The organism is Allotamlana fucoidanivorans, from assembly GCF_006265225.1.
Taxonomy (GTDB): domain Bacteria; phylum Bacteroidota; class Bacteroidia; order Flavobacteriales; family Flavobacteriaceae; genus Allotamlana; species Allotamlana fucoidanivorans.
This window is the reverse complement of the sequence record NZ_VDCS01000002.1, coordinates 78,576-102,979: the sequence shown is the minus strand read 5'-3', so window position 1 is coordinate 102,979 and position 24,404 is coordinate 78,576. Positions and strand designations below refer to the sequence as shown.

General features: G+C 33.7%; 27 protein-coding genes. 25 read left to right on the top strand and 2 right to left on the bottom strand.

Annotated elements, in window-relative coordinates; genetic code table 11:
• Positions 1-20: 20 nt before the first annotated feature.
• From lpxD to FGF67_RS01990, 25 genes are all read left to right on the top strand, one after another.
• The gene (lpxD, locus tag FGF67_RS02105; protein ID WP_139694812.1) at positions 21-1,043 is read left to right on the top strand and encodes a UDP-3-O-(3-hydroxymyristoyl)glucosamine N-acyltransferase; all 1,023 of its coding nucleotides are present in this window, start codon (positions 21-23) and stop codon (positions 1,041-1,043) included.
• Positions 1,034-2,440 carry a bifunctional UDP-3-O-[3-hydroxymyristoyl] N-acetylglucosamine deacetylase/3-hydroxyacyl-ACP dehydratase gene (locus FGF67_RS02100; RefSeq protein WP_139694811.1) on the top strand — a complete coding sequence of 469 codons (1,407 nt, stop codon included), beginning with the start codon at positions 1,034-1,036 and terminating at the stop codon, positions 2,438-2,440. Before lpxD ends, FGF67_RS02100 begins: the two co-directional genes overlap by 10 nt.
• 2 nt (positions 2,441-2,442) lie before the next feature.
• Positions 2,443-3,228 carry an acyl-ACP--UDP-N-acetylglucosamine O-acyltransferase gene (lpxA, locus tag FGF67_RS02095; RefSeq protein WP_139694810.1) on the top strand — a complete coding sequence of 262 codons (786 nt, stop codon included), beginning with the start codon at positions 2,443-2,445 and terminating at the stop codon, positions 3,226-3,228.
• 4 nt (positions 3,229-3,232) lie between these two features.
• The gene (efp, locus tag FGF67_RS02090; RefSeq protein ID WP_139694809.1) at positions 3,233-3,799 is read left to right on the top strand and encodes an elongation factor P; all 567 of its coding nucleotides are present in this window, start codon (positions 3,233-3,235) and stop codon (positions 3,797-3,799) included.
• A gap of 4 nt (positions 3,800-3,803) precedes the next feature.
• Positions 3,804-4,745 (top strand): UDP-3-O-(3-hydroxymyristoyl)glucosamine N-acyltransferase, encoded by a 942-nt coding sequence (locus FGF67_RS02085; protein WP_139694808.1) that lies wholly within the window; start codon positions 3,804-3,806, stop codon positions 4,743-4,745.
• Between the two features lie 71 nt (positions 4,746-4,816).
• Positions 4,817-5,689: a succinate--CoA ligase subunit alpha gene (sucD, locus tag FGF67_RS02080; RefSeq protein WP_139694807.1), complete on the top strand. Its 873-nt coding sequence runs from the start codon at positions 4,817-4,819 to the stop codon at positions 5,687-5,689.
• A gap of 121 nt (positions 5,690-5,810) precedes the next feature.
• A complete protein-coding gene (fabG, locus tag FGF67_RS02075; protein ID WP_139694806.1) occupies positions 5,811-6,557 on the top strand; it encodes a 3-oxoacyl-[acyl-carrier-protein] reductase in 747 nt (248 codons plus the stop codon).
• Between the two features lie 61 nt (positions 6,558-6,618).
• Positions 6,619-8,652: a VWA domain-containing protein gene (locus FGF67_RS02070; RefSeq protein WP_139694805.1), complete on the top strand. Its 2,034-nt coding sequence runs from the start codon at positions 6,619-6,621 to the stop codon at positions 8,650-8,652.
• 11 nt (positions 8,653-8,663) lie between these two features.
• Positions 8,664-9,479 carry a prohibitin family protein gene (locus tag FGF67_RS02065; RefSeq protein ID WP_139694804.1) on the top strand — a complete coding sequence of 272 codons (816 nt, stop codon included), beginning with the start codon at positions 8,664-8,666 and terminating at the stop codon, positions 9,477-9,479.
• A 316-nt stretch (positions 9,480-9,795) separates the two neighbouring features.
• Positions 9,796-10,653, top strand: coding sequence for an ATP phosphoribosyltransferase (hisG, locus tag FGF67_RS02060; RefSeq protein WP_139694803.1), 858 nt, complete (start codon positions 9,796-9,798; stop codon positions 10,651-10,653).
• A gap of 16 nt (positions 10,654-10,669) precedes the next feature.
• Complete coding sequence (hisD, locus tag FGF67_RS02055; protein ID WP_139694802.1) at positions 10,670-11,953, top strand: histidinol dehydrogenase; 1,284 nt, start codon at positions 10,670-10,672, stop codon at positions 11,951-11,953.
• Entirely contained in the window at positions 11,953-12,987 is a 1,035-nt protein-coding gene (hisC, locus tag FGF67_RS02050; RefSeq protein WP_139694801.1) for a histidinol-phosphate transaminase, read from the top strand. The genes hisD and hisC overlap by 1 nt, the downstream gene beginning before the upstream one ends.
• Positions 12,988-14,127, top strand: coding sequence for a bifunctional histidinol-phosphatase/imidazoleglycerol-phosphate dehydratase HisB (hisB, locus tag FGF67_RS02045; protein ID WP_139694800.1), 1,140 nt, complete (start codon positions 12,988-12,990; stop codon positions 14,125-14,127).
• A gap of 77 nt (positions 14,128-14,204) precedes the next feature.
• The gene (hisH, locus tag FGF67_RS02040) at positions 14,205-14,786 is read left to right on the top strand and encodes an imidazole glycerol phosphate synthase subunit HisH (RefSeq protein ID WP_139694799.1); all 582 of its coding nucleotides are present in this window, start codon (positions 14,205-14,207) and stop codon (positions 14,784-14,786) included.
• Positions 14,787-14,788: 2 nt separating this feature from the next.
• Positions 14,789-15,514 carry a 1-(5-phosphoribosyl)-5-[(5-phosphoribosylamino)methylideneamino]imidazole-4-carboxamide isomerase gene (gene hisA, locus FGF67_RS02035; protein WP_139694798.1) on the top strand — a complete coding sequence of 242 codons (726 nt, stop codon included), beginning with the start codon at positions 14,789-14,791 and terminating at the stop codon, positions 15,512-15,514.
• A 54-nt stretch (positions 15,515-15,568) separates the two neighbouring features.
• Positions 15,569-16,324 carry an imidazole glycerol phosphate synthase subunit HisF gene (hisF, locus tag FGF67_RS02030; protein ID WP_139694797.1) on the top strand — a complete coding sequence of 252 codons (756 nt, stop codon included), beginning with the start codon at positions 15,569-15,571 and terminating at the stop codon, positions 16,322-16,324.
• A 42-nt stretch (positions 16,325-16,366) separates the two neighbouring features.
• Positions 16,367-16,960, top strand: coding sequence for a bifunctional phosphoribosyl-AMP cyclohydrolase/phosphoribosyl-ATP diphosphatase HisIE (gene hisIE, locus FGF67_RS02025; protein ID WP_139694796.1), 594 nt, complete (start codon positions 16,367-16,369; stop codon positions 16,958-16,960).
• Between the two features lie 107 nt (positions 16,961-17,067).
• A complete protein-coding gene (locus tag FGF67_RS02020) occupies positions 17,068-17,847 on the top strand; it encodes a tRNA pseudouridine synthase A (protein ID WP_139694795.1) in 780 nt (259 codons plus the stop codon).
• A gap of 165 nt (positions 17,848-18,012) precedes the next feature.
• On the top strand, positions 18,013-18,519 hold the full coding sequence (locus FGF67_RS02015) for a Dps family protein (RefSeq protein ID WP_139694794.1): 507 nt from the start codon (positions 18,013-18,015) through the stop codon (positions 18,517-18,519).
• A gap of 49 nt (positions 18,520-18,568) precedes the next feature.
• Positions 18,569-19,471, top strand: a complete 903-nt coding sequence (locus FGF67_RS02010) for a mechanosensitive ion channel family protein (protein WP_139694793.1) — start codon at positions 18,569-18,571, stop codon at positions 19,469-19,471.
• A gap of 56 nt (positions 19,472-19,527) precedes the next feature.
• Positions 19,528-19,689 carry a DUF1328 domain-containing protein gene (locus FGF67_RS02005; RefSeq protein WP_139694792.1) on the top strand — a complete coding sequence of 54 codons (162 nt, stop codon included), beginning with the start codon at positions 19,528-19,530 and terminating at the stop codon, positions 19,687-19,689.
• Between the two features lie 46 nt (positions 19,690-19,735).
• Positions 19,736-19,897: a hypothetical protein gene (locus tag FGF67_RS17425; RefSeq protein WP_199240638.1), complete on the top strand. Its 162-nt coding sequence runs from the start codon at positions 19,736-19,738 to the stop codon at positions 19,895-19,897.
• 52 nt (positions 19,898-19,949) lie between these two features.
• Positions 19,950-20,183: a hypothetical protein gene (locus FGF67_RS02000; protein WP_139694791.1), complete on the top strand. Its 234-nt coding sequence runs from the start codon at positions 19,950-19,952 to the stop codon at positions 20,181-20,183.
• Positions 20,184-20,232: 49 nt separating this feature from the next.
• The gene (locus FGF67_RS01995) at positions 20,233-20,793 is read left to right on the top strand and encodes a hypothetical protein (RefSeq protein ID WP_139694790.1); all 561 of its coding nucleotides are present in this window, start codon (positions 20,233-20,235) and stop codon (positions 20,791-20,793) included.
• A gap of 86 nt (positions 20,794-20,879) precedes the next feature.
• Positions 20,880-21,563, top strand: a complete 684-nt coding sequence (locus FGF67_RS01990; protein WP_139694789.1) for a DUF2461 domain-containing protein — start codon at positions 20,880-20,882, stop codon at positions 21,561-21,563.
• Between the two features lie 8 nt (positions 21,564-21,571).
• Here the strand turns inward: FGF67_RS01990 and FGF67_RS01985 are convergent, their stop codons facing one another.
• Positions 21,572-22,993: an L-serine ammonia-lyase gene (locus tag FGF67_RS01985; protein WP_139694788.1), complete on the bottom strand. Its 1,422-nt coding sequence runs from the start codon at positions 22,991-22,993 to the stop codon at positions 21,572-21,574.
• Positions 22,994-23,119: 126 nt separating this feature from the next.
• Positions 23,120-24,199, bottom strand: coding sequence for a BamA/TamA family outer membrane protein (locus tag FGF67_RS01980; protein WP_139694787.1), 1,080 nt, complete (start codon positions 24,197-24,199; stop codon positions 23,120-23,122).
• Positions 24,200-24,404 lie beyond the last annotated feature (205 nt).

The following is a 24,404-nucleotide window of genomic DNA, read 5'->3' as shown; positions in this document are numbered from 1 at the left end:
AAAAACATTTAAAATTTTCGGTGAAATTTACAGCACAACAAATAGCAGGAATATTAGATGGTGATGTTGTTGGAAATCCTGATATTGAAGTATCTAAGCTTTCTAAAATTGAAGAAGGACAAGAAGGCTCTTTAACTTTTTTAGCAAATCCTAAGTATACACCACATATTTATTCTACTCAGGCATCTATTACCATAGTAAATAAAACTTTTAAGCCTGAAGTGAATCTTACTACAACGTTGATTAAAGTAGATGATGCTTATTTAGCATTTTCTAAAATCCTTGAGTATTATAATTCTGTAAAACTGAACAAAGTTGGGGTTGAAGCGCCTTCATTTATAAGTGACTCGGCCCAATATGGAGATGATGTTTATATAGGTGCCTTCAGTTATATTTCAAGTCATGTGGTAATAGGTTCAAATGTGAAAATATTTCCTAATGTATACATTGGTGATAATGTTACCATAGGAGATAATACTATTGTGTTTTCTGGGGCAAAAGTTTACTCTGAAACCTCAATAGGTAAAAACTGTGTTATTAATTCAGGAGCTATTATTGGAGCTGATGGCTTTGGTTTTGCTCCCAATGATGACGGTGGGTATAGTAAAATACCCCAAACAGGAAATGTAGTTATTGAAGATTTTGTTGATATAGGAGCAGCTACTACTATTGATAGAGCAACTTTAGGATCAACTGTTATAAAGCAAGGAGTTAAACTTGATAATCAAATTCAAATAGCTCATAATGTTGAAATAGGTGAAAATACAGTGATTGCGGCACAAACGGGTATTGCCGGTTCTACAAAAATAGGTAAGCATTGCCAAATAGGGGGACAAGTTGGTATTGCGGGCCACATTACAATAGGTGATAATGTAAAAATTCAAGCGCAGTCAGGAATAGCGAGAAATGTAAGAGATAATGAAATACTTCAAGGATCTCCCGCTATAAAACTACATGATTATAATAAGGCATACGTTCATTTTAAAAACTTGCCTTCCATTGTTAAAAATTTAAATGATTTAGAAAAAAATAAATGGGAATAGTAAATACTAATATCAAACAAAAGACTATAAAGAACGAAGTTTCTTTACAAGGTGTGGGGCTACACACAGGAAAAGATGTCACCTTAACGTTTAAGCCTGCTGAGGCTAATTCAGGTTTATCTTTTAAACGTGTTGATTTAGAAGGTATGCCTGTAATTGAAGCAGATGCTAATTATGTTACCAATACACAACGTGGTACCTGCCTTGAAAAAAACGGCGTTGCCATTCAAACTTCTGAGCATGTATTAGCAGCGCTGGTAGGACTAGATGTTGACAATGTGATTGTAGAGCTTAATGCGTCTGAACCCCCAATTATGGATGGGTCTTCAAAGTTTTTTGTTGAAGCTATTGAAAAAGCGGGTGTAGTTGAGTTAGACGCTTGCAGAGAAGAGTATGAAGTGACCGATGTGATTTCATATGTAGATGAAGAGTCTGGAAGTGAAATTTTAGTGATGCCTGCAAAGGAATATCAGGTTACTACGATGGTAGATTTTGGCACCAAAGTTTTGGGAACCCAGAATGCCACCCTTAATCAAATTTCAGATTTCAAATCAGATATTTCGGCATCTCGTACATTTAGTTTTTTACATGAATTAGAAATGCTTTTAGAACATGGGTTAATCAAAGGAGGTGATCTCAATAATGCTATTGTTTATGTTGATAAAGCCATTTCCCCCGAAACCATAGAAAAGCTTAAAGTAGCCTTTAAAAAAGATACTATTGCCGTAAAGCCTAATGGTATTTTAGATAACCTTACTTTACATTATCCTAATGAAGCAGCAAGACACAAGTTATTAGATGTTTTAGGCGATTTAGCTTTAATTGGAACCAGAATACGCGGTAAAGTAATTGCCAATAAACCAGGACATTTTGTAAATACACAATTTGCAAAAAAGCTTTCAAAAATTATTAAAAACGAAAGAAGAAATAATGTTCCAAACATAGATTTGAATCAACCGCCACTTATGGATGTGAATCAAATCATGGCTATGTTACCGCACAGACAACCTTTTTTACTGTTGGATAAAGTTTTTGAACTTACTGACACCTACGTAGTAGGAATGAAAAATGTCACCATGAATGAGGAATTTTTCAAAGGGCATTTCCCTGGAGCTCCAGTAATGCCTGGTGTTTTAATCTGTGAGGCTATGGCTCAAACAGGAGGTATTTTGGTTTTAAATACGGTTCCTGATCCAGAAAATTACTTAACCTTTTTTATGAAAATGGATAATGTTAAGTTTAAGCAAAAAGTAGTTCCTGGGGATACACTAATTTTTAAATGTTCTTTAATCACTCCAATCAGACGCGGAATTTGTCATATGCAAGGTTACGCTTATGCTAACGGAAAATTATGTGCCGAAGCAGAATTAATGGCACAAATATCTAAAGTAAAATAATTATGAATCAACCTTTAGCGTATGTGCACCCTGGTGCAAAAATTGCAAAAAATGTGGTGATAGAGCCCTTTGCTACTATTCACAATAATGTAAAAATAGGAGAAGGAAGTTGGATAGGTAGTAATGTAACTATTATGGAAGGGGCTAGAATAGGAAAAAACTGTAATATTTTTCCTGGTTCCGTGATTTCAGCCGTGCCTCAAGATCTAAAATATAATGATGAGGAAACTACAGTTGAAATAGGTAATAATGTTACCATACGAGAATGTGTTACTATCAATAGAGGAACGGCCGACAGAATGAAAACGGTGGTTGGAGACAATTGCTTAATTATGGCCTATTGTCATATTGCTCATGATTGTGTGGTTGGTAATAATTGTATTTTCTCGAATAATAGTACACTCGCAGGACATATTACCATTGGTGATTATGTGGTTTTAGCGGGTATGACTGCGGTACATCAATTTGTTTCGGTAGGAAATCATGCTTTTGTAACTGGAGGATCTTTAGTGAGAAAAGATGTACCGCCATACGTAAAAGCAGCACGGGAACCACTTTCTTATGTAGGAATTAATTCGGTAGGCCTAAGACGACGCGGTTTTACCACCGAAAAAATAAGAGAAATACAAGATATTTTTAGAATTTTATACCAAAAGAATTATAACAATACTCAAGCTGCTGAAATTATAGAAGCAGAAATGGAGGCTACTCCAGAGCGCGATGAAATTCTTCAATTTATAAGAAACTCACATCGTGGTATTATGAAAGGATATTTTAAATCAAATTAGATAAATGGCAACAACATCAGATATTAGAAACGGATTATGTATTCGGTATAATCACGATATTTATAAAATTATAGAGTTTTTACACGTAAAACCAGGTAAAGGTCCTGCTTTTGTAAGAACAAAATTAAAAAGTGTAACAAACGGGAAGGTTATTGATAATACCTTTTCTGCGGGTCATAAATTAGAGGACGTACGTGTTGAAACACACAAATTTCAATTTTTATATAATGATGGTGAGTACTATCATTTTATGAATACTGAAGATTATACACAGATTCAATTAACCGAAGCAGCACTAGATAATCCAGGATTAATGAAAGAAGGCGAGGTGGTTACTGTGCTTATTAACGCAGAAGATAATATGCCACTTTCTGTAGATTTACCAGCTAGTGTTATTTTAGAAGTGACTCATACAGAACCTGGCGTAAAAGGAAATACTGCTACTAATGCTACGAAACCTGCCACGGTTGAAACAGGCGCAGAGGTAAACGTACCATTATTTATCAACGAAGGTGATAAAATTAAGGTAGAAACTGCTAAAGGCACTTATAAAGAGCGCATTAAAGAATAGTTTTTTGAAGTTCCCTAAACCATATACATTAGCGCAAATTGCCGAGCTTATTGGTTGCCAATTTGTGGGTTCCGAAGATTTTCCTGTTTTAGGCATGAACGAAATTCATGTGGTAGAACCAGGTGATATTGTTTTTGTTGATCATCCCAAATATTATAATAAAGCACTTGAATCTGCGGCAACGATAGTGTTAATAAATAAAGAAGTGTCTTGTCCAGAAGGAAAAGCTCTTTTAGTTAGTGATGATCCGTTTAGAGATTTTAATAAACTAACAAGTCATTTTAAACCATTTCAAGCCAGTGAAAGGGCTATATCAGCATCAGCAAAGATTGGATTGAATACAGTCATTCAACCTAATTGCTTTATTGGAAACAATGTGGTTATAGGGAATCATTGTGTTATTCACTCTAATGTTAGTATTTATGATGATGCTGTTATAGGTGACCACGTCACGATTCATGCAGGTACTGTATTAGGTGGAAGTGCTTTTTATTACAAAAACAGACCAGAAGGATTTGATCAACTTAAATCTGGTGGGCGCGTTGTTATTGAAGATCATGTTGATATTGGTGCGGCTTGTACTATTGATAGAGGTGTAACTGGTGATACAACCATTGGAAAAGGATCAAAATTAGACAATCAAATCCAAATAGGTCATGATACCGTTGTTGGAAAAAAATGCTTAATTGCTTCGCAAGTTGGTATTGCTGGTTGTGTTGTCATTGAGGATGAAGTAATCATTTGGGGGCAGGTAGGTTGTACAAGTGGTGTTACCATTGGAAAGAAAGCGGTGGTTCAAGCACAATCTGGTATTAGCAAATCTTTAGAAGGAGGGAAAACATATTTTGGTTGCCCTGCCGAAGAAGTTAGAGTAAAACTAAAGGAGTTAGCCAGTATTAGGCAAATTCCAAAAGTTTTAGAACTTCTAAAATCAAAAAAAGAATAAATTCTATACAAAAAGTAAAATCAAAAATTTACATTTGTTTTCAATAATTAATTAACGATAAATAATCACTTATGAGTGTTTTAGTAAATAAAGATTCAAAAATAATAGTTCAAGGATTTACAGGTAGCGAAGGTACGTTTCACGCAAGTCAAATGATTGAATATGGTACTAACGTAGTTGGAGGTGTAACACCCGGAAAAGGTGGACAAACCCACCTAGATAAACCTGTTTTTAATACTGTTCTAGAAGCCGTAGAACAAGTAGGAGCAAACACCACCATTATTTTTGTTCCACCAGCATTTGCCGCTGATGCTATTATGGAAGCCGCTGATGCAGGCATAAAAGTGATTATCACTATTACTGAAGGTATTCCTGTTGCCGATATGATTACGGCTTCAAACTATATTAAAAATAAAGATTGTAGACTAATAGGTCCTAACTGCCCTGGGGTTATTACGCCAGGAGAGGCAAAAGTTGGTATCATGCCAGGTTTTGTGTTTAAACAAGGAAAGGTTGGTATTGTATCTAAATCTGGAACATTAACTTACGAAGCAGCAGATCAAGTTGTAAAACAAGGTTTGGGAATTACTACAGCGATAGGAATTGGAGGTGATCCTATTATTGGAACAACCACTAAAGAAGCGGTTGAATTATTGATTAACGATCCAGATACTGAGGCTGTGGTTATGATAGGAGAGATTGGAGGTCAATTAGAAGCTGATGCTGCAAACTGGTATAAAGAAAGTGGAAGTAAAAAACCAATTGTTGGGTTCATAGCTGGTGAAACTGCGCCTGCTGGTAGAACTATGGGGCATGCTGGTGCCATTGTTGGAGGAAGTGATGATACAGCTCAAGCTAAAAAGAAGATTATGACCGCTTGTGGTATTCATGTAGTAGATTCTCCTGCTGAAATTGGTAAAAAAGTAGCAGAAGTATTAGGCTAAAAAACAAACACGCATATAAAAAAACCTTGCAAATCTTGTAAGGTTTTTTCATATCAACAAATTTCTAATTGCTATCTTTGATTGTAATGAAGTTTTAAAAACATAATAGACTAGAATATAAATGAAATTATTAGAAGGAAAAACGGCTATTGTTACGGGAGCAAGCCGTGGTATAGGTAAAGGCATTGCACAGGTATTTGCACAGCAGGGTGCAAATGTAGCATTCACATATAGCTCCTCTGTTGATGCTGCCAATGCACTAGAAAAAGAATTGACCGATCTTGGTGTAAAAGCAAAGGGCTATCAAAGTAATGCGGCTAGTTTTGAAGAAGCGCAAAAGTTAGCAGATGAAGTGGCTAAAGAATTTGGAAGTATCGATATTTTAGTGAACAATGCCGGTATTACAAAAGATAATTTATTGATGCGTATTTCTGAAGAGGATTTTGATACCGTAATTGAAGTAAACTTGAAATCTGTTTTTAACATGACTAAAGCCGTACAAAGAACCATGTTAAAACAAAGAAAAGGCTCTATTATCAATATGAGTTCAGTAGTGGGGGTAAAAGGTAATGCTGGTCAAACTAACTATGCTGCATCTAAGGCTGGTATTATTGGTTTTTCAAAATCAGTTGCCTTAGAATTAGGTTCAAGAAACATTAGAAGTAACGTTGTTGCTCCTGGTTTTATTGAAACAGAAATGACGGCTAAACTTGATGAAGACGTTGTTAAAGGGTGGCGTGCAGGTATTCCATTAAAACGAGGTGGAACTCCCGAAGATGTTGCCAACGTTTGTGTGTTTTTAGCGAGTGATATGAGTGCTTACGTAACAGGGCAGACATTGAACGTAGATGGTGGTATGTTGACCTAAACTATGATGTACGAATTACGTTCTTGAAATTTTATCGTGACGTAAAAATCGTCAATCATACATGCAAACCGAAACCGTTTTATATATTATACTTTCTGGAATTATAGCGTTACTCTTGGCGCTGTTTCAGTATTTAAAAAAAGAGAAGAGTCTATCAAAAAAACAGATACTTTTCTCTTTTTTACGTTTTGTTAGTTATTTTGGCACGCTGCTTCTCATTATCAATCCAAAGTTCAAATCGCAGTATGTTTTTACAGAAAAACCTAATCTTGTTATTGCCGTAGACAATACAAGTTCTGTAAAGCACTTAAAACAGGATCAAAAAGCGTTAGAATTAGTAACTCACCTTAAAACAAACAAAAAACTTCAGGAAAAATTTAACTTGGCAGTTTACACATTTGACAATGATTTAAAGTCAAGTGATTCAATTAATTTTAAAGGCACACAAACCCATATAACCAATGCTTTTAAAAACCTTAATCAGATTTATAAGCATAGTGTTTCACCTACCATATTGATTACAGATGGTAATGCCACGTATGGTATAGATTACGCCTCAAAACCCATTCAATATAACCAACCTGTTTACCCCATTATTTTGGGAGACACTATAAGTTATACCGATTTAAAGATACAGCAGTTAAACGTTAACAAATATGCGTATTTAAAAAATAAGTTTCCTGTTGAAGCCATTTTGGTATATGAGGGGCATGCATCAGTATCATCAAAATTTCAAATAATTCAAAAAAATCAAGTAATTTATTCGGAAGTATTACATTTTACGAAATTAAAAAATTCTCATGTTTTAAATTTCACCCTCCCAACAACAAACGTTGGTGTTACAAATTTAAAAGCAGAAATTATTCCACTTGAAAACGAAAAAAATAAGACTAATAACCTTAAAAATTTTGCTATTGAGGTTATCGATCAAAAATCAAAAATTGCTCTTGTTAGTGATATTCTACATCCAGATATAGGAGCGTTTAAAAAAAGTATTGAACGTAACGAATTGCGTTCTGTTTCTATACTACATCCTAATGAAACAACGTTTAATTATGATGATTTTCAGCTTATTATAATATATCAACCAAACTTTAAGTTTAATAAAATTTATCAGAAATTAAAAGCAACAAAGCGTAATGTTTTTATTATTATTGGAGCAAAAACGGACTTAGGGTTTATCAATAAAAACACCTCTAATTATCAAATTGAAATTACAAATCAGTTTGAAAACTACCAAGCTGAATTGAACGAAATCAATTCGCCTTTTCAAGTTAATGATATTGATTTTGAATCATATCCACCCTTGTATTCTCATTATGGAAAGACTCAATTTCAAGTACCATTTCAAACAATTTTAAATAAAACCATAAATGGTATTTCGCTTTCACAACCTTTATTGGCTACATTTGAAGACCTAGATCATAAGGAAGCTGTTTTGTTTGGTGAAAATATATGGCAATGGCGCGCCCAGAGTTTTTTAAATACGAATAATTTTAATGCTTTTGATGATTTTATAGGTAAGCTTATTCAGTATTTGGCTTCAAATAAAAAACGCAGCCGGTTAACTGTAGATTATGAATCGTTTTACGAAGGAAGTAATAGTGTAATAATCAAAGCGGAATATTTTGATAAGAATTATGTTTTTGATGATAGTGGTGCGTTACAAATTACAGTAACTAACAGATCAACTCAAACAAAAAAAACATTCCCGCTACTGTTAAAAGGGAATCACTATGAAGTTGATTTGAGTAGTTTAAAGCCTTCGTCCTACAATTTCACTATAAAAACAACTGGTGAAAACATTGCTAAATCAGGACGTTTTGAAATATTGGCCTATAATGTTGAGCAACAATTTTTAAATGCTGATGTAACACGACTAAATCAAGTAGCGACAAATACTACAGGAAAAAGCTATTTTGTAGATGATACATCGACTTTAATTTCAGATTTGTTGAATGATAATAGATTTACCCCCATTCAAAAAAGTAAAAAAGAAACGATGCCCTTGATAGATTGGAAGTATCTTTTAGCTATTATTGTGCTTAGTTTATCTGCAGAATGGTTTTTAAGAAAATATAACGGATTAATTTAAATAGATAAAACATGGAAAAATTACCAAAAATTGCATTTCCCGTAATCATTGCAATAATCATATTAATTGTTGTAATAACAAAATCGGCCGTTACCATAGGTTCCGGTGAAGCAGGTGTTTTGTATAAAACATTTGGTGGCGGTGTTGTAACCGATAAGGCACCACTAGGTGAAGGGTTTCATATTGTAGCACCATGGAATAAAGTTTTTATTTATGAAGCACGTCAGCAAGAATTAACAGAACGTATGAAGGTGTTGTCGTCAAATGGATTAGATATTCAGTTAGAAGCTACAGCATGGTATAAACCTGAATTGGAAAACTTAGGGAAGTTGCATCAGGAAAAAGGTTCTAATTATTTAGAACGTGTTTTAAAACCAGCTATCAGATCGGCAACAAGAAGTGTGGTGGGACGCTATACACCAGAGCAAATTTATTCATCTAAGCGGGATGCCATTCAACAAGAAATATATGATGAAACTAAAAAAATAGTGGATGATCAATATATTGATTTGGTTGAAGTTTTGGTAAGAGATGTAACACTTCCAACCGCTATAAAAGATGCTATTGAACGCAAGCTAGGGCAAGAACAACAATCATTAGAGTATGAATTTAGGCTTATTACAGCGCAAAAGGAAGCAGAAAAACAACGTATTGAAGCTCAAGGTAAAGCGGATGCAAACAAGATTTTAAGTGCGTCATTAACTGATAAAATATTACAAGATAAGGGTATTGAGGCTACTATTAAATTGTCTGAATCACCAAATAGTAAAGTTATTGTGATTGGTTCTGGAGATAGTGGTATGCCTATTATTTTAGGAAATCAATAAGTTCAAAAAATAATTCAGCATATCAGTTTATCTTTTAATGATTTGTCATTTTTTTTCATACAAAAATTAATAATTTCTAAATGTTTTAAGAATTGTATTTAGAATTTGGATTTATAAAGATTAATTACTGATATTTGCAATAGAAAAATAAGACATGACTTTTATTCATTTACATCATCATTTCCAAATTTGCTCTCAAGCGAAGTGAAAATGTATTGAATAAATTCAACATATATTTTAAACCCGTTTGAGACAATCAAGCGGGTTTTTATTTTTAAAAATCACTTGAATTGTTCAAACTCATAAAAACAATAAAATGAGTAAATTAAGAATTGCAGTACAAAAATCGGGGCGTTTAAACGAAGACTCGATGAAAATTTTAAAAGATATTGGTATTTCCATTGATAATGGGAAGGACCAATTAAAAGCTTCGGCAAGAAATTTTCCAGTGGAAGTTTTTTATCTCAGAAATGGCGATATTCCTCAGTATTTAAAAGATGGTGTGGTTGATGCAGCTATTATAGGTGAAAATGTTTTAATTGAAAAAGGAGCCGGCATTAATGTTGTTGAAAAATTAGGTTTTTCATCGTGTCGTGTTTGTATTGCTGTGCCTAAAGCTGCAAAATTTAAGAACATAAAAGATCTTGAAGGAAAGCGTATTGCGACCTCTTATCCCAATACAGTTCAAATGTATTTAGATGAAAATGGTGTAAATGCAAACCTTCACATTATTAATGGTTCGGTTGAAATTGCGCCAAATATTGGTTTAGCCGATGCTATTTGCGATATCGTTTCAAGTGGAAGCACCTTATTTAAAAACAACTTAAAAGAGGTTGAAACCATATTAAAATCTGAAGCTGTGCTTGCTGTATCGCCTAAATTAGATGCCGAGCGTCAAGCCATTTTAGAAACCATTCAGTTTAGAATTAAATCGGTTTTAAAAGGTAGAGATTCAAAGTATGTATTGTTAAATGCGCCTAACGATAAGCTTCAGGATATTATTGACGTGTTACCAGGGATGAAAAGTCCAACCGTTCTACCCTTGGCACAAGAAGGATGGAGTTCTGTACATTCTGTAATTAGCAAAAATGAATTTTGGGATGTTATCGACGATCTAAAAGCTAAAGGAGCTCAAGGTATTTTAGTTTGTCCGATAGAGAAAATGGTATTATAAGCTAAAGCAGAAAACAATGCAAATTATAAATAACCCTAAACGTGAGGATTGGACAACCATCTTACAGCGTCCAACGCAAACTGTAGTTGATATTGAAGGGACTGTAAATCAGATATTCAAAGAAGTTTCAGAAAAAGGAGATATTGCAGTAAATGCGTTTACCCACCGTTTTGATGGTGTTTCGTTAGATACTAATGTAGTTAGTGTAGACGAAATTAACGAGGCTATAGCTCAAGTTTCAGAACCTTTAAAAAAAGCTATTCTATTAGCTAAACAAAATATTGAAGCCTTTCATACGGCGCAAAAAACAACCAAAGTAGAACTAGAAACTACAGAGGGCGTATCGTGTTGGCAGGAAAAAAGACCGATTCAAAAAGTTGGGTTATATATTCCAGGAGGTACAGCGCCTTTATTTTCAACGGTTTTAATGTTGGCCGTTCCAGCTCAAATTGCAGGATGTAAAGAAATTGTATTGTGTTCACCTCCTAATAAAGAAGGTAAGCTGGCACCTGAAATTCTTTATGCTGCAAATTTATGTGGTGTAACCAAAATTATAAAAGTTGGTGGTATACAAGCCATTGCTGGCTTAACTTTTGGTACTGAAACCATTCCTAAAGTTTATAAAATTTTCGGACCAGGAAACCAATTTGTAACCGTTGCAAAACAATTGGCTACTAAATTTGGTGTGGCTATTGATATGCCTGCTGGGCCTAGTGAACTTTTAGTTGTGGCAGACGAAAGTGCTAATCCGTCTTATATCGCTTCAGATTTATTAAGTCAAGCCGAACACGGTGCAGATAGTCAGGTGATTTTAGTCTCTACTTCTCAAGATATTATTGAAAAAGTTTCAGATGAAGTTGAAAAACAATTAAGTGTTTTACCTAGACGTGATATTGCCGAAAAAGCCATAGCCAATTCTAAGTTAATTTATGTTGATAACGATGATTTAGCTTTAGAACTTATTGATGAATACGGTCCAGAACACTTTATCATCTGTTCTAAAAATGAAGATTTATACGTTAATGGTATTAGCAATGCGGGTTCTATTTTTATAGGAGACTACACGCCAGAAAGTGCAGGTGATTATGCCTCTGGAACAAATCATACCTTACCAACTAATGGATTTTCTAAAGCATATTCCGGTGTTAATTTAGATAGTTTTACAAAGAGTATGACCTTTCAAAAAATATCTAAAGCAGGGCTGTTAAATATAGGAGAAAGCATAGAGCTTATGGCTGAAGCCGAAGGTTTACAAGCGCACAAAAATGCAGTTACCATACGATTAAAGGATTTAAAATAATGAACATTCAAGATTTAATTAGGCCAGCGATTAGAAACCTGAAACCGTATTCTTCAGCTAGAGACGAATTTCAAGGAAATAGCGATGATATGGTGTTTCTTGACGCTAACGAGAATCCCTATGAAAATGGCGTGAACCGTTATCCAGATCCGTTGCAACGTCGTGTTAAAACCTTACTTGCGGTTAGAAAACATGTTGCGCCTCAAAATATACTTTTAGGTAATGGTAGCGATGAAGTTTTAGATTTAATTTTCAGAACTTTTTGTGAGCCTAATCAGGATAACATCATCACATTACCACCCACTTATGGTATGTACACCGTACTGGCAAATATTAACGCCATTGCCATAAGAGAAATACAATTAGATCCTAATTTTCAACCTAAAGTTGAAGCTATTTTAGAAGCACAAGACGCAAAATCTAAACTATTATTTTTATGCTCACCAAACAATCCTTCGGGTAATAGTTTTGAAGCTAAAAGCATTGAAAAATTAGTTAAAGGTTTTAATGGGATTGTTGTTATTGATGAAGCGTATATCGATTTTTCAAATGAAGAAAGCTGGATTAGTAGATTAAACGAATTTCCAAACTTAATCATTACACAAACACTTTCTAAAGCTTACGGTATGGCAGGTATCCGTTTGGGTATTTGTTATGCTTCCCAAGATATTATTTCGGTTTTAAATCGTATAAAACCACCGTATAATGTTAACGAATTAACACAACAAAGGGCGCTAAATCAGCTTAATAATTATAGTAAAGTAGAAGAACAAGTTGCTACAATTTTAGAAGAAAGAGCAGCGCTTATTAATGCTTTAGAAGGCGTTAGTTACGTTTTAAAAATTTATCCAACAGATGCTAATTTTGTGTTGGTAAAAGTAGATGATGCAACCAAACGTTATAACCAATTGATTGAAAAAGGTATTGTGGTTAGAAACAGAACCACACAACCAGGATGTGAAAATTGTTTAAGACTTACCATTGGAACACAAGAAGAAAATAAGGTGTTAATTCAAAATTTAAAAGCCATATAAATGAAAAAGAAAGTCCTTTTTATAGACCGTGATGGAACCCTAGTTTTAGAACCACCTGTAGATTATCAATTAGATAGTTTAGAAAAATTAGAGTTCTATCCTAAGGTGTTTCAATACATGGCTAAAATAGCTTCAGAATTAGATTATGAGCTCGTTATGGTAACCAACCAAGACGGTTTAGGCACCGATAGTTTTCCAGAAGATACGTTTTGGCCAGCTCAAAATAAAATTGTTGATGCTTTTAAAAAGGAAGGTGTTACGTTTGCCGATATTCATATTGATAAAACTTTTCCACATGAAAATGCCCCAACGCGCAAACCTCGAACAGGGTTATTAACCAAATATTTTTCTGAAGATTATGATTTAGAAAATTCATTTGTATTGGGTGATCGTATTACCGATATGGAATTGGCTAAAAATTTAGGGGCTAAAGGTATTTTTCTGTCTGAAAATCCAGAATTGGGAGCAAATGAAACAGAAGCTTCTAAACAAGAAATTATGGATGCCATTGCATTAACGAGCACCGATTGGAAAGATATCTACGAGTTTTTAAAACTTAAAGATCGAGTGTCTGAAATTACACGCAACACTAACGAAACTCAAATTTATATTAAATTGAATTTAGATGGTTCGGGTAAAAATGATATCGATACGGGATTGTCATTTTTTGACCACATGCTTGATCAAATTGGGCGTCATGGTGCTATGGATTTAACCATAAAAGTTTCTGGCGATTTAGAAGTAGACGAACATCATACCATTGAAGACACTATGATTGCTCTTGGTGAATTATTCAACAAAGCCTTAGGAAACAAATTAGGTATAGAGCGTTATGGTTTTTGCTTGCCAATGGACGATTGTTTAGCTCAGGTTGCGGTTGATTTTGGAGGTAGAAATTGGTTAGAATGGGATGCAGAATTTAAGCGTGAAAAAATAGGGGATATGCCAACAGAAATGTTTTTTCACCTATTTAAATCGTTTACCGATGGTGCTAAATGCAACTTAAATATTAAAGCTGAAGGCACTAACGAACACCATAAAATTGAAGGTATTTTTAAAGCCTTTGCTAAAGCGATGAAAATGGCGGTAAAACGTGATGCTAATAAAATGTTTTTACCTTCAACCAAAGGAATGTTATAAAATTAGTGGTTAGCTTTTTGTTACTAATTATAGTTTTTTAAAAGAGTAACAATCAACCAACAATCAACAACTAAAAAATGAAGTTAGTTATTATAAATTATGGAGCTGGTAATATTAAAAGTATTCAATTTGCTTTTAAGCGTTTAGGATACGATGCTGTATTATCAAACAATCCCGAAGAAATAAAGTCTGCCGATAAAGTCATTTTTCCTGGTGTAGGTGAAGCCAGTAGCGCCATGACCATGCTTAAAGAGAGTGGGTTAGATATACTCATTCCAAAGTTGAAGCAACCTGTTTTAGGCATATGCCTCGGTATGCAATTACTCTGTGAGTTTACCGAAGAGGGCAATACCAAGGGGCTAGGCGTATTCAAAACGGTTGTGAAACGCTTTGATAATTCGGTTAAAGTGCCTCAAATGGGATGGAACGTGATTAAGAATTTAAAATCAAAATTATTCAGGGATGTCAAGGAAAAAGAGTATATGTATTTGGTACATAGCTACTATGCAGAGCATTGTCCTGAAACCATTGCTACAACCGATTATGGTTTAAATTATGCATCGGCATTGCAACACAAAAACTTTTATGGGGTACAATTTCACCCAGAAAAAAGTAGTACCGCAGGCGCACAGATATTACAAAACTTTTTAGATTTATAAGAATGAGAATTATACCAGCCATAGACATCATAGACGGAAAATGTGTACGCCTTTCTAAAGGTGATTACAACACCAAAAAAGTTTATAATGAAAATCCGTTAGAAATCGCAAAACAATATGAAGATCATGGTATTGAGTATCTGCATTTGGTAGACTTAGATGGTGCAAAGGCCAGTCATATTGTAAATCATAAAGTTTTGGAACAAATTGCTACCAAAACAAACTTGAAGATAGATTTTGGTGGCGGCTTAAAAACCGATGAGGATTTAAAAATTGCTTTTGAGTCTGGTGCGAAACAAATTACCGGAGGCAGTATAGCTGTTAAGAACCGTGAAGTTTTTAAAAATTGGTTATCGAAATTTGGTGCAGATAAAATTATTTTGGGTGCCGATGCTAATAATGAAAAAATAGCTATTAGTGGTTGGTTAGAAGAATCAGATGAAGAACTTATTCCATTTGTAGATAATTATATGAAGGAAGGCGTGTCGTACGTTATTTGCACCGATATTGCTAAAGATGGGATGTTAGAAGGCCCTTCATTCGATTTGTACAAAAAAATGTTAGCAGCGTTGCCAAACATTAAACTAATTGCCAGTGGGGGTATTTCAGAGTTTGACGAATTGCCTAAATTAGCAGATCTGGGGTGTGAAGGCACTATTATTGGTAAAGCGATATACGAAAATAAAATCAGTTTAAAACAATTAGAAAATTATATAGTTAATTATTAGTGATTTAATAAAATAAACCTAATAACCAATAACTACCAACCAATAACCAGAAAAATGTTAACAAAACGAATTATACCCTGTTTAGATATTAAAGATGGTCGCACTGTAAAAGGTGTAAATTTCGTCGATCTACGTGATGCGGGAGATCCTGTTGAACTGGCTAAACAATATGCTAATTATGGTGCAGACGAACTGGTTTTTTTAGACATATCGGCCACTTTAGAGGGACGTGCAACTACTTTAGAAATGGTAATGCATGTGGCAGAGCAGGTAAATATACCGTTTACTGTTGGTGGCGGAATTTCATCTGTAGAGCACGTTGATGCTTTACTACAATGTGGCGCTGATAAGGTATCGATTAATTCTTCAGCAGTTAAAAGACCAGAATTGGTTAACGAACTGGCTAATAAATTTGGGAGTCAGTGTGTGGTTGTAGCTATTGATGCCAAGCAAATTAACGGACAATGGAAAGTGCATTTGGCAGGCGGAAGTATCCCGACAGATATCGATTTATTTGAATGGGCCAAAGAAGTAGAACAACGTGGTGCTGGCGAAATTTTATTCACCTCAATGGATCATGATGGGACTAAAAATGGGTTTGCCAATGTAGCCCTTGCAAAATTATCTGAGGAATTAAATATTCCAATTATCGCGTCTGGGGGAGCAGGAAATGTGCAGCATTTTATCGATACATTTAAAGAAGGAAAATCGGATGCTGCGTTAGCAGCAAGTGTATTTCATTTTGGTGAAATCCCTATTCCATATTTAAAAAAAGAACTAAAGGCGAATCATATAGAAGTACGATTTTAGTTAGTAAACAAGAATATGATTCAGACTTAAAAACATAAAGTAATGACAATAAAATACGATCAAAACGGATTAGTACCCGCTATTATTCAAGATGCGGTAACAAAAAATGTATTGATGTTAGGTTACATGAATGAAGCCGCCTATCAAAAAACTTTAGAAACAAAAAAAGTCACTTTTTTTAGCAGAAGCAAACAGCGTTTATGGACCAAAGGAGAAGAAAGTGGTAATTTTTTAAATTTGGTTGATATAAAAAACGACTGCGATAATGACTCTCTTTTAATTCAAGTAAATCCTACAGGGCCAACCTGTCATACGGGAACAGATACCTGCTGGAAGGAAAAAAATGAATCGAATTACGGATTCTTTTCAACTCTTGAACATGTGATTTCAGAACGAGTAGCTAATAAAGATACAGCTAAATCGTATGTAGCTAGTTTGTTTTCAAAAGGCATCAATAAAGTAGCGCAAAAAGTAGGAGAGGAGGCTGTTGAAACGGTAATAGAAGCCATGGATAGTAACGATGAATTATTCTTATATGAATCTGCCGATTTATTATTCCATTACCTCATGCTATTACAAGCCAAAGGTTTTACCTTAAAAGATATTGAAGCAGAACTAAAAGGAAGGCATAAATAAAATATATCAAGACAAAATATATATTTAAATGCTATCAGGTGTGTTGTAACACGTGATACATAAATTTTTACAAGTTATTGTTGGCCACTTCAGCTAGTCATTGGGTAATGAAAAAATTCTTCTACGTTATACATATTCAGTATTTGGGCTATCGGTTTCATGGTTGGCAAAAACAGCCCGATGTGAAAACCTTGCATCTTATGGTTGACAGAACACTAAACTTTATTTTAGAAGGAAGACCTTTTAAAAGTTTAAGCTCTGGAAGAACCGATGCCATGGTGTCAGCTGAAGATGCCGCTTTTGAATTGTTTCTTCAAGAGCCTATTGATGATTTGGATGCTTTTTTACAACTATTCAATTACAATTTGCCCCAAGATATTAGAGCCAAAAGCATCAAAGAAGTGGATGCTAAATTTAACATCATTAACAATTCAAAAATAAAAGAATACCTCTACCTATTTACTTATGGTGAGAAATGCCATCCGTTTTGCGCACCTATTATGACTACTATTTTAGATGATTTAGATATTGATCTCATGAAAGAAGGTGCCAAGTTGTTTGAAGGTGAACATTTTATAAAATCATATTGCTACAAGCCTACTGGAAATGGTAATTATACCCGTAATATTCTTACTTGCCAACTGATTGAAAACACCATATATACCGCCAATTATTTTCCAAAAAAGTCTTACATCCTAAGGGTAAGAGGTAAAGGGTTTATGCGAAATCAAATCAGACTCATGATGGGAACCCTAATAGATTTAGGCAAAGGCAACCTAACGTTAGAAGATATCAAAGCCAGTTTATTACCTAATAGCAATATAAAAATGAATTATATTGCACCAGCTTCGGGGTTGATTTTAAACAAAATAGACTTTATTTTATAAGTAAATACACCTAAAAAGTTTCATAATATATTTAACAAACCACCTTTTTATTAACATAAAATTATGTTAATGCTATTAGCTTAACGTTAAACCCTGTTAAAGACCTTGACATTTTGTGTTTATGCCCTAGTTTGAATGGAGTAATCAAAAAAAACCAGAACAACTATGAGTTATTTAAAAATGAATGAAGAGGAATTGCTACCCGTGGTCATGGAATTGAATACGCTTCTAGCAGATTACCACGTGTACTACCAAAAGTTGAGAAGTAATCATTGGAATATTATTGGTGAAAATTTCTTCGATTTACACGAAAAATTTGAAGCATTATATAATGATGCTAAGATAAAAATTGATGAAATAGCAGAACGCATTTTAACCTTACGCTACCACCCAATGAGTAAACTTGAAGATTATTTAAAAACGGCTCATATTAATGAAAACAAGCCTATTAAGACAGATCAAGATATGGTTGAAGATACTTTAAACGACCATAAAATACTGTTATCTCAAATGTCAAACGTCATTGAAAAGGCTGAAAAAGTATCAGATGAAGGTACCATGGATTTAATTGGAGCCTACATCAGGCAACTAGAAAAATCGAGTTGGATGCTTCATGCATGGAGTAAAACATCTTCAGGTTCCTTTAAAAAACGTGTTGTTGAAGCTGGCTAGTTAATAATCATTTTTCAAAATGAATTATTAATCTTAAAACTTTAACAAAATGGAACTATCTATTTCAGAAATAATCAACACAATAATTTCAAAACTAGAATCGTGGTTAAACACTTTTATTGAATATTTACCAAACTTTGCCTTAGCATTCTTGGTATTGTTTATGGCTTATTTTATAGCCAAGTATGTTAACACGCTAACCTATAAATTGGTTTCTAGGCAGGTTCAACAGGAATCGGTTTCTCAAATGATTTCAAAAATATCGGCCATTGTTTTGGTACTTATTGGTTTATACATTGCTTTAGGTATTTTAAATTTGAGTAAAACCTTAACCTCACTATTAGCTACTGCAGGTGTAGCAGGTTTAGCTATAGGTTTGGCTTTACAAAACACACTTAGTAATACGGTGGCAGGTATCGCCTTATCTTTTAGAAAAAAGATTCAAATAGGTAATTGGGTGGAGACCAATGGTTATGCTGGTGAAGTTATTGATATAAACCTAAAAGAATTTGTTATTAAAGAAGCCGATAATAATATTGTTGTTTTACCCAATAAATTGATTCTTGAAAACCCTTTAAAAAATTATTCTTTAACCACAAAAATGCGTGTGGCTTTAGAATGTGGAGTGGCTTATGAATCCGATTTAGAGGAGGTTGAAAAATTAACAAAGGCAACTATAGCTAATACCTTTGAACAGGTGAATGGACCTGAAGCTGTAGAATTCTATTATACCGAATTTGGAGATAGCTCAATTAATTACCTATGCAGATTTTGGATTGACGCCGAAAGCATGTTAGAAAAGCTTAAAGCAAAAACTAAAGCTATAATTGAAATTAAAAAAGCTTACAACGAAAAAGGAATTAGTATCCCATTTCCTATCAGAACACTTCAATTTGATAATAAACTATCATTTGATGACACCGCTTTAAAAAAGCAATTCTCTAATAACTAGAGTAGATTTACAACTCATGTAAATTATTATTTAGTCAATGTTTAAAATTTAAAATTATGTTACGTTGGACAATCACATTTGTAATAATTGCCTTAATCGCTGGAGTATTAGGGTTTGGTGGAATAGCAGGAGCATCTGCAGGTATTGCTAAAATATGCTTCTTTATTTTTCTTGTACTCTTTGTACTATCCTTAATTAAAAGCGCAATAAGCAAATAAATTAAGTTATAATTATAAATAAATATTAACCAAAAAAACTATAATCATGAAAAAATTAGTATTAGCCATTATATTGTTATTCTCATTATCAACCATATTTACTGGTTGTAGAGAAGAAAAAAAAGCAGAAGATCATATTGAGGAAGCCGCAGAAGAAGTAGGTGATGCCGTTGAAGATGCTGCCGATGAAATTGAAGACGAAATATAGGAAAGCAACCTAGCAACCTGTAAAATTTAATAATAACCTAAAACGAAACGTTATGAAAAAAATCATAGCCATAGTACTGATACTGTTTACCATTACACTTGCATTTACAAGTTGTGGTGATAAAAAAGAGAAATCGGCTGATGAGAAAATTGAAAACGCTATAAACGAAGCGAAGGCCGATATTAAAGAAAATTCAGAAGAACTTTCTGATGATGTAGAAGATGCACTTGAAGATGTTCAAGATGAAATCAACGAAGTCAAAGAAGAAAGCAAACAAGATAAATAGTTATAACTATTTACATAAATATAAATTATAAACCATTAAAATTAGTAGAATGAAAAAGATTGTATTCGTGCTAGCCATACTTATTAGTGGTACTGTAATGGCACAAGAAGAACCTACAGAAATAAAAGAAGAATCTAAGGTAAAAACCATTAAATATAAAGATGGGAAAGAAACTAAGGAAAAGAAATTAAAAGTGGTTACCCGTGAAACAGCAAATGTTGAATTAGATAAACGCGATGCACACAAAGTTAATCAGAAACGTATAGATGCTACAAAAAAAGTAGAAAAAGTGATTATGATTGATGATGATTCTGATGAAGCTTTTGATGTACTAACCAAGACAACCTATTTTGTAAAAGGTGATGATAACTATAAGTTTATACCAAATAATAATGGCTTTGACATTGCTTTTGATAATGACAATAACCGGTTTGTAAAAGTTGGTAAAGCCTGGAGTTCTCAAGCTAAAGGAAACTATATTGTACGAGGAAAAATGCACAATGGAATTGGCTATTTTGACACTGCTGGAAACTTTGTTATTGAATATTATGATGAAAAATCGCAAAGCATAAAAACTAAGGTGTATAAAAAAAGAAATCCAGATCTATAATTATTAGTCGTGTTAAGATAATAATAAAAGTCCCGATTCATTCGGGACTTTTCGTATTTTAGAACATCAAAATAACATAAAACATTATGGATATGCAAGTACCAAAATTGGTGTTTTCCTTTTTAAAACGATTGGAAAAGAACAATAATAGGGATTGGTTTAATGATAATAAATCAGAATTTAAAACCATTGAAAAGGAAATAAAATTAGTTTACAATCAGGTGTTTGAAAATTTGAATAAACATGATGATATTGACAAACTAAAGCTATTTAGAATTTATAGAGATGTACGTTTTTCAAAAAACAAACTACCTTATAAAACGCATTTTGGCGGTTCTTTTCACAGAACCAAACCCAAATTAAGAGGTGGGTATTACTTGCATATTCAACCCAATAATGAAAGTTTTATAGCAACAGGGTTTTGGGAACCTGTTAAAGAAGATTTATACCGCATTAGAAAAGAATTTGAAATGGATGATTCAGAAATAAGAACCATTTTAGCAAATAAGACATTTAATTCGGTTTGGGGAAATGCTTTTGTTGGTGATGAAGTTAAAACGGCACCTAAAGGATTTAGTAAAGAGCATCAGGCCATTGACTTAATAAAAAAGAAACAGTACATTTTTATAAAAAAATTCTCAGACAATGACGTATTAAATACCAATTTTCTAAGCGAAGTTGATGTAGCATTTCAAGCGGTTCGGCCGTTTTTTGATTATATGAGTGATGTTCTTACTACCGATTTAAATGGTGTTTCGCTTATAGATTAGCAAGATTCTTAGCAATCAGTCAAGTTGACGCTAATTGCTAATCCGCCTTCACTTGTTTCTTTATATTTAGTATGCATGTCTTTTGCTGTTTCCCACATGGTTGCAACGACTTTATCTAAAGGAACTTTGGCATTTTCAGGTGCACTATCTAATGCCAATTCAGCAGCATTAATAGCTTTTATGGCACCCATGGCATTGCGTTCTATACAAGGTATTTGTACGAGTCCTCCAATGGGGTCACAAGTTAATCCTAAATGATGTTCCATAGCAATTTCAGATGCCATGAGTACCTGTTCTGGTGTTCCACCAAGTAATTCACATAAACCACCTGCAGCCATGGCAGATGATACGCCAATTTCTGCTTGGCAGCCTCCCATGGCAGCGCTTATAGTGGCTCCTTTTTTAAAAATACTGCCAATTTCACCCGCTACAAGCAAAAACCGTTTAATATCTTCAAAATTTCCATCATGATTTTCAATAACCAAATAATACATGAGTACTGCAGGAATAACACCAGCACTTCCGTTAGTTGGCGCAGTAACAACACGACCTAATGAAGCATTTACCTCATTTACGGCAAGCGCAAAACAACTTACCCATTTTAAAATTTGCCTGAATTTAACCTCAGTATCTCTTATGCTATAAATCCATTCTACAGGTGTATTATATAATTTTTTACCGATAAGATTTTTATGAATATCAAAAGCTCTGCGTTTTACATTTAAGCCCCCTGGTAAAATACCCTCGGTATGGCATCCCAGATACATACATTCTAACATGGCATCCCAAATACGTTGAATTTCCGCGTTAATATTTTCTTCAGATCTAATAGATTTTTCATTCTCCAACACTATTTTAGACACAGGACTTTGTAATGTTTTACAATACTGCAGTAAATCAGTACCTTTTTCAATAGGATAGGGGAATCCACATTTTATTTCAAAATTCTTTTTGCTGCTTTTACGTTCTTTTTTTACAACAAACCCACCACCAATAGAGTAAAATGTAGATGTGTATGCTTTACCTTTTATTAGCGCTGTAAATTTAAGACCGTTGGCATGAAAGGGTAAAAAATTTTTATTAAAAACAATATCGGTTTCTGGATTGAATTTCAGATGCTTCTCGTTATTAAAACGGAGTGCTTTTTTCTCTTTTATAGAGGTGATAATGGTATTAATTGTATCTGTAGGAATAGTTTCTGGGTTTGCCCCACTTAAACCTAGCATGATAGCCAAATCTGTAGCATGACCTTTACCTGTTAGAGATAAAGATCCATAAAGGTCTATTGAAATATGTGATACGTGATCAAACGATTTAGCTTCTTTTAATTCATTAATCCAGCGTTCTGCGGCACGCCAAGGGCCCAAGGTATGAGAGCTAGAGGGCCCAACGCCAATTTTTAGCATGTCAAAAATAGAGATACATTCCATAATTTACGCAAACGTTATAGTTGAGCAAATATACAAGAACTTTTTACGGAATATCTACCTGTTTTTAAAATAACAAAGAGGCATGTTAAGTGCTTTTTTTAACATACTGTAATCAAGATAGATGCGTTAAAATGCTTCACCAATTCTAAAATAGATGCCCCAGTCTTCTTTTCCTAAAGCGGCATCTAACCCAATATTAAATTTTACTTTTTTAAAGGCAGCATAGCGGTAGCCAACACCACCTCCAGGATACGCTTTCCAATCAAAATCGGCATTATCAGCACCATAAATGGTTGCTAAACCAGCAAAGGCAACAAGCCCCATTTTATTATCAAAATTATAACGGTATTCTCCCTGTAGGGCTATAATACCATCACCTCTAAATTTGCCTTCAGAATACCCTCTTATATCTTTTCCGCCAATGACTTCTTGTTGTTCAAAAGCAATGTTTCCTAAACCAATTTTACTAGAAAACCGAGCAGCTATAACATCGGTATTATTTCTTGAGGAGAAATAAGTGTTATATTCCGCTGAAATCTTATTAGCTTTTACATCATTGCCAAACCATTCGGGATATGAAATAAACTTAAGTTGGGTATAAGCTCCTGACGTAGGATAATAAACGGCGTTTCTTGTATCTAATAATAAATTCAATTCAATACCATTGGTTATAGTATTTGTTGATGGTTGAATATTATCTTCAAAATTGGTTTTATAATTGGCGTACGTATAGGTTAATCCACCATACAACTTTTTTATTATTTTTCGTTGAATACCAGCGCTAACAATGGTGGCATCTGTAGCAAAGTCATAAAAGTCACTTATTTGAAAACCATTAACAAAGAATTGTGAATTAAAGCTACCTGTAACCGCAAAGAAAGTACCTCTCCAATTATCTTCTTTAAAATACCATTTATTAAAAAAAGCAATGATATGAGATTTATTAGTGGTATAAACCACAGACAAACCAGAAATAGATTTGGCAGAAATACTGTCATTTTTATCCAACTTATACATCACCATCGGAATAGCACCAAACATGAACTTTAAATTTCTGTTATAACTTAAATAAGGCATAACTGTAAAGTCTGCCTTTTTATCTTTAGTAGATTTGTTGCTCTGTATGCTATCATGTGTTATCTGTTGGCCAGTCAATGATAAAGTACTGATAATTAATACAAAAATGAGAGTTGTTACTTTTTTCATGCTAAAAAAATTGAGTATGCAAATTACTCTAATTAAATGTACTAATGAAGTATTTAAATAATAAAGTAATCTACTGAAAATATTTAATATAATTAATGGGGATATTTATTTCATGACAGCATGTCAGTAATTTTTAAATGGCATAATGATTGACTTATTGTTTCCGAAATTAAAAATGAACATTCAAAAATATAAATAAAGAATT

What these genes read in the sequence shown, in the direction of transcription:
- FGF67_RS02100 (WP_139694811.1), top strand. Translation starts at nt 1,034, where the DNA reads ATGGGAATAGTAAATACTAATATCAAACAAAAGACTATAAAGAACGAA.
- lpxA (WP_139694810.1), top strand. Translation starts at nt 2,443, where the DNA reads ATGAATCAACCTTTAGCGTATGTGCACCCTGGTGCAAAAATTGCAAAA.
- efp (WP_139694809.1), top strand. Translation starts at nt 3,233, where the DNA reads ATGGCAACAACATCAGATATTAGAAACGGATTATGTATTCGGTATAAT.
- sucD (WP_139694807.1), top strand. Translation starts at nt 4,817, where the DNA reads ATGAGTGTTTTAGTAAATAAAGATTCAAAAATAATAGTTCAAGGATTT.
- fabG (WP_139694806.1), top strand. Translation starts at nt 5,811, where the DNA reads ATGAAATTATTAGAAGGAAAAACGGCTATTGTTACGGGAGCAAGCCGT.
- FGF67_RS02070 (WP_139694805.1), top strand. Translation starts at nt 6,619, where the DNA reads ATGCAAACCGAAACCGTTTTATATATTATACTTTCTGGAATTATAGCG.
- FGF67_RS02065 (WP_139694804.1), top strand. Translation starts at nt 8,664, where the DNA reads ATGGAAAAATTACCAAAAATTGCATTTCCCGTAATCATTGCAATAATC.
- hisG (WP_139694803.1), top strand. Translation starts at nt 9,796, where the DNA reads ATGAGTAAATTAAGAATTGCAGTACAAAAATCGGGGCGTTTAAACGAA.
- hisD (WP_139694802.1), top strand. Translation starts at nt 10,670, where the DNA reads ATGCAAATTATAAATAACCCTAAACGTGAGGATTGGACAACCATCTTA.
- hisC (WP_139694801.1), top strand. Translation starts at nt 11,953, where the DNA reads ATGAACATTCAAGATTTAATTAGGCCAGCGATTAGAAACCTGAAACCG.
- hisB (WP_139694800.1), top strand. Translation starts at nt 12,988, where the DNA reads ATGAAAAAGAAAGTCCTTTTTATAGACCGTGATGGAACCCTAGTTTTA.
- hisH (WP_139694799.1), top strand. Translation starts at nt 14,205, where the DNA reads ATGAAGTTAGTTATTATAAATTATGGAGCTGGTAATATTAAAAGTATT.
- hisA (WP_139694798.1), top strand. Translation starts at nt 14,789, where the DNA reads ATGAGAATTATACCAGCCATAGACATCATAGACGGAAAATGTGTACGC.
- hisF (WP_139694797.1), top strand. Translation starts at nt 15,569, where the DNA reads ATGTTAACAAAACGAATTATACCCTGTTTAGATATTAAAGATGGTCGC.
- hisIE (WP_139694796.1), top strand. Translation starts at nt 16,367, where the DNA reads ATGACAATAAAATACGATCAAAACGGATTAGTACCCGCTATTATTCAA.
- FGF67_RS02020 (WP_139694795.1), top strand. Translation starts at nt 17,068, where the DNA reads ATGAAAAAATTCTTCTACGTTATACATATTCAGTATTTGGGCTATCGG.
- FGF67_RS02015 (WP_139694794.1), top strand. Translation starts at nt 18,013, where the DNA reads ATGAGTTATTTAAAAATGAATGAAGAGGAATTGCTACCCGTGGTCATG.
- FGF67_RS02010 (WP_139694793.1), top strand. Translation starts at nt 18,569, where the DNA reads ATGGAACTATCTATTTCAGAAATAATCAACACAATAATTTCAAAACTA.
- FGF67_RS02005 (WP_139694792.1), top strand. Translation starts at nt 19,528, where the DNA reads ATGTTACGTTGGACAATCACATTTGTAATAATTGCCTTAATCGCTGGA.
- FGF67_RS17425 (WP_199240638.1), top strand. Translation starts at nt 19,736, where the DNA reads ATGAAAAAATTAGTATTAGCCATTATATTGTTATTCTCATTATCAACC.
- FGF67_RS02000 (WP_139694791.1), top strand. Translation starts at nt 19,950, where the DNA reads ATGAAAAAAATCATAGCCATAGTACTGATACTGTTTACCATTACACTT.
- FGF67_RS01995 (WP_139694790.1), top strand. Translation starts at nt 20,233, where the DNA reads ATGAAAAAGATTGTATTCGTGCTAGCCATACTTATTAGTGGTACTGTA.
- FGF67_RS01990 (WP_139694789.1), top strand. Translation starts at nt 20,880, where the DNA reads ATGGATATGCAAGTACCAAAATTGGTGTTTTCCTTTTTAAAACGATTG.
- FGF67_RS01985 (WP_139694788.1), bottom strand. Translation starts at nt 22,993, where the DNA reads ATGGAATGTATCTCTATTTTTGACATGCTAAAAATTGGCGTTGGGCCC.
- FGF67_RS01980 (WP_139694787.1), bottom strand. Translation starts at nt 24,199, where the DNA reads ATGAAAAAAGTAACAACTCTCATTTTTGTATTAATTATCAGTACTTTA.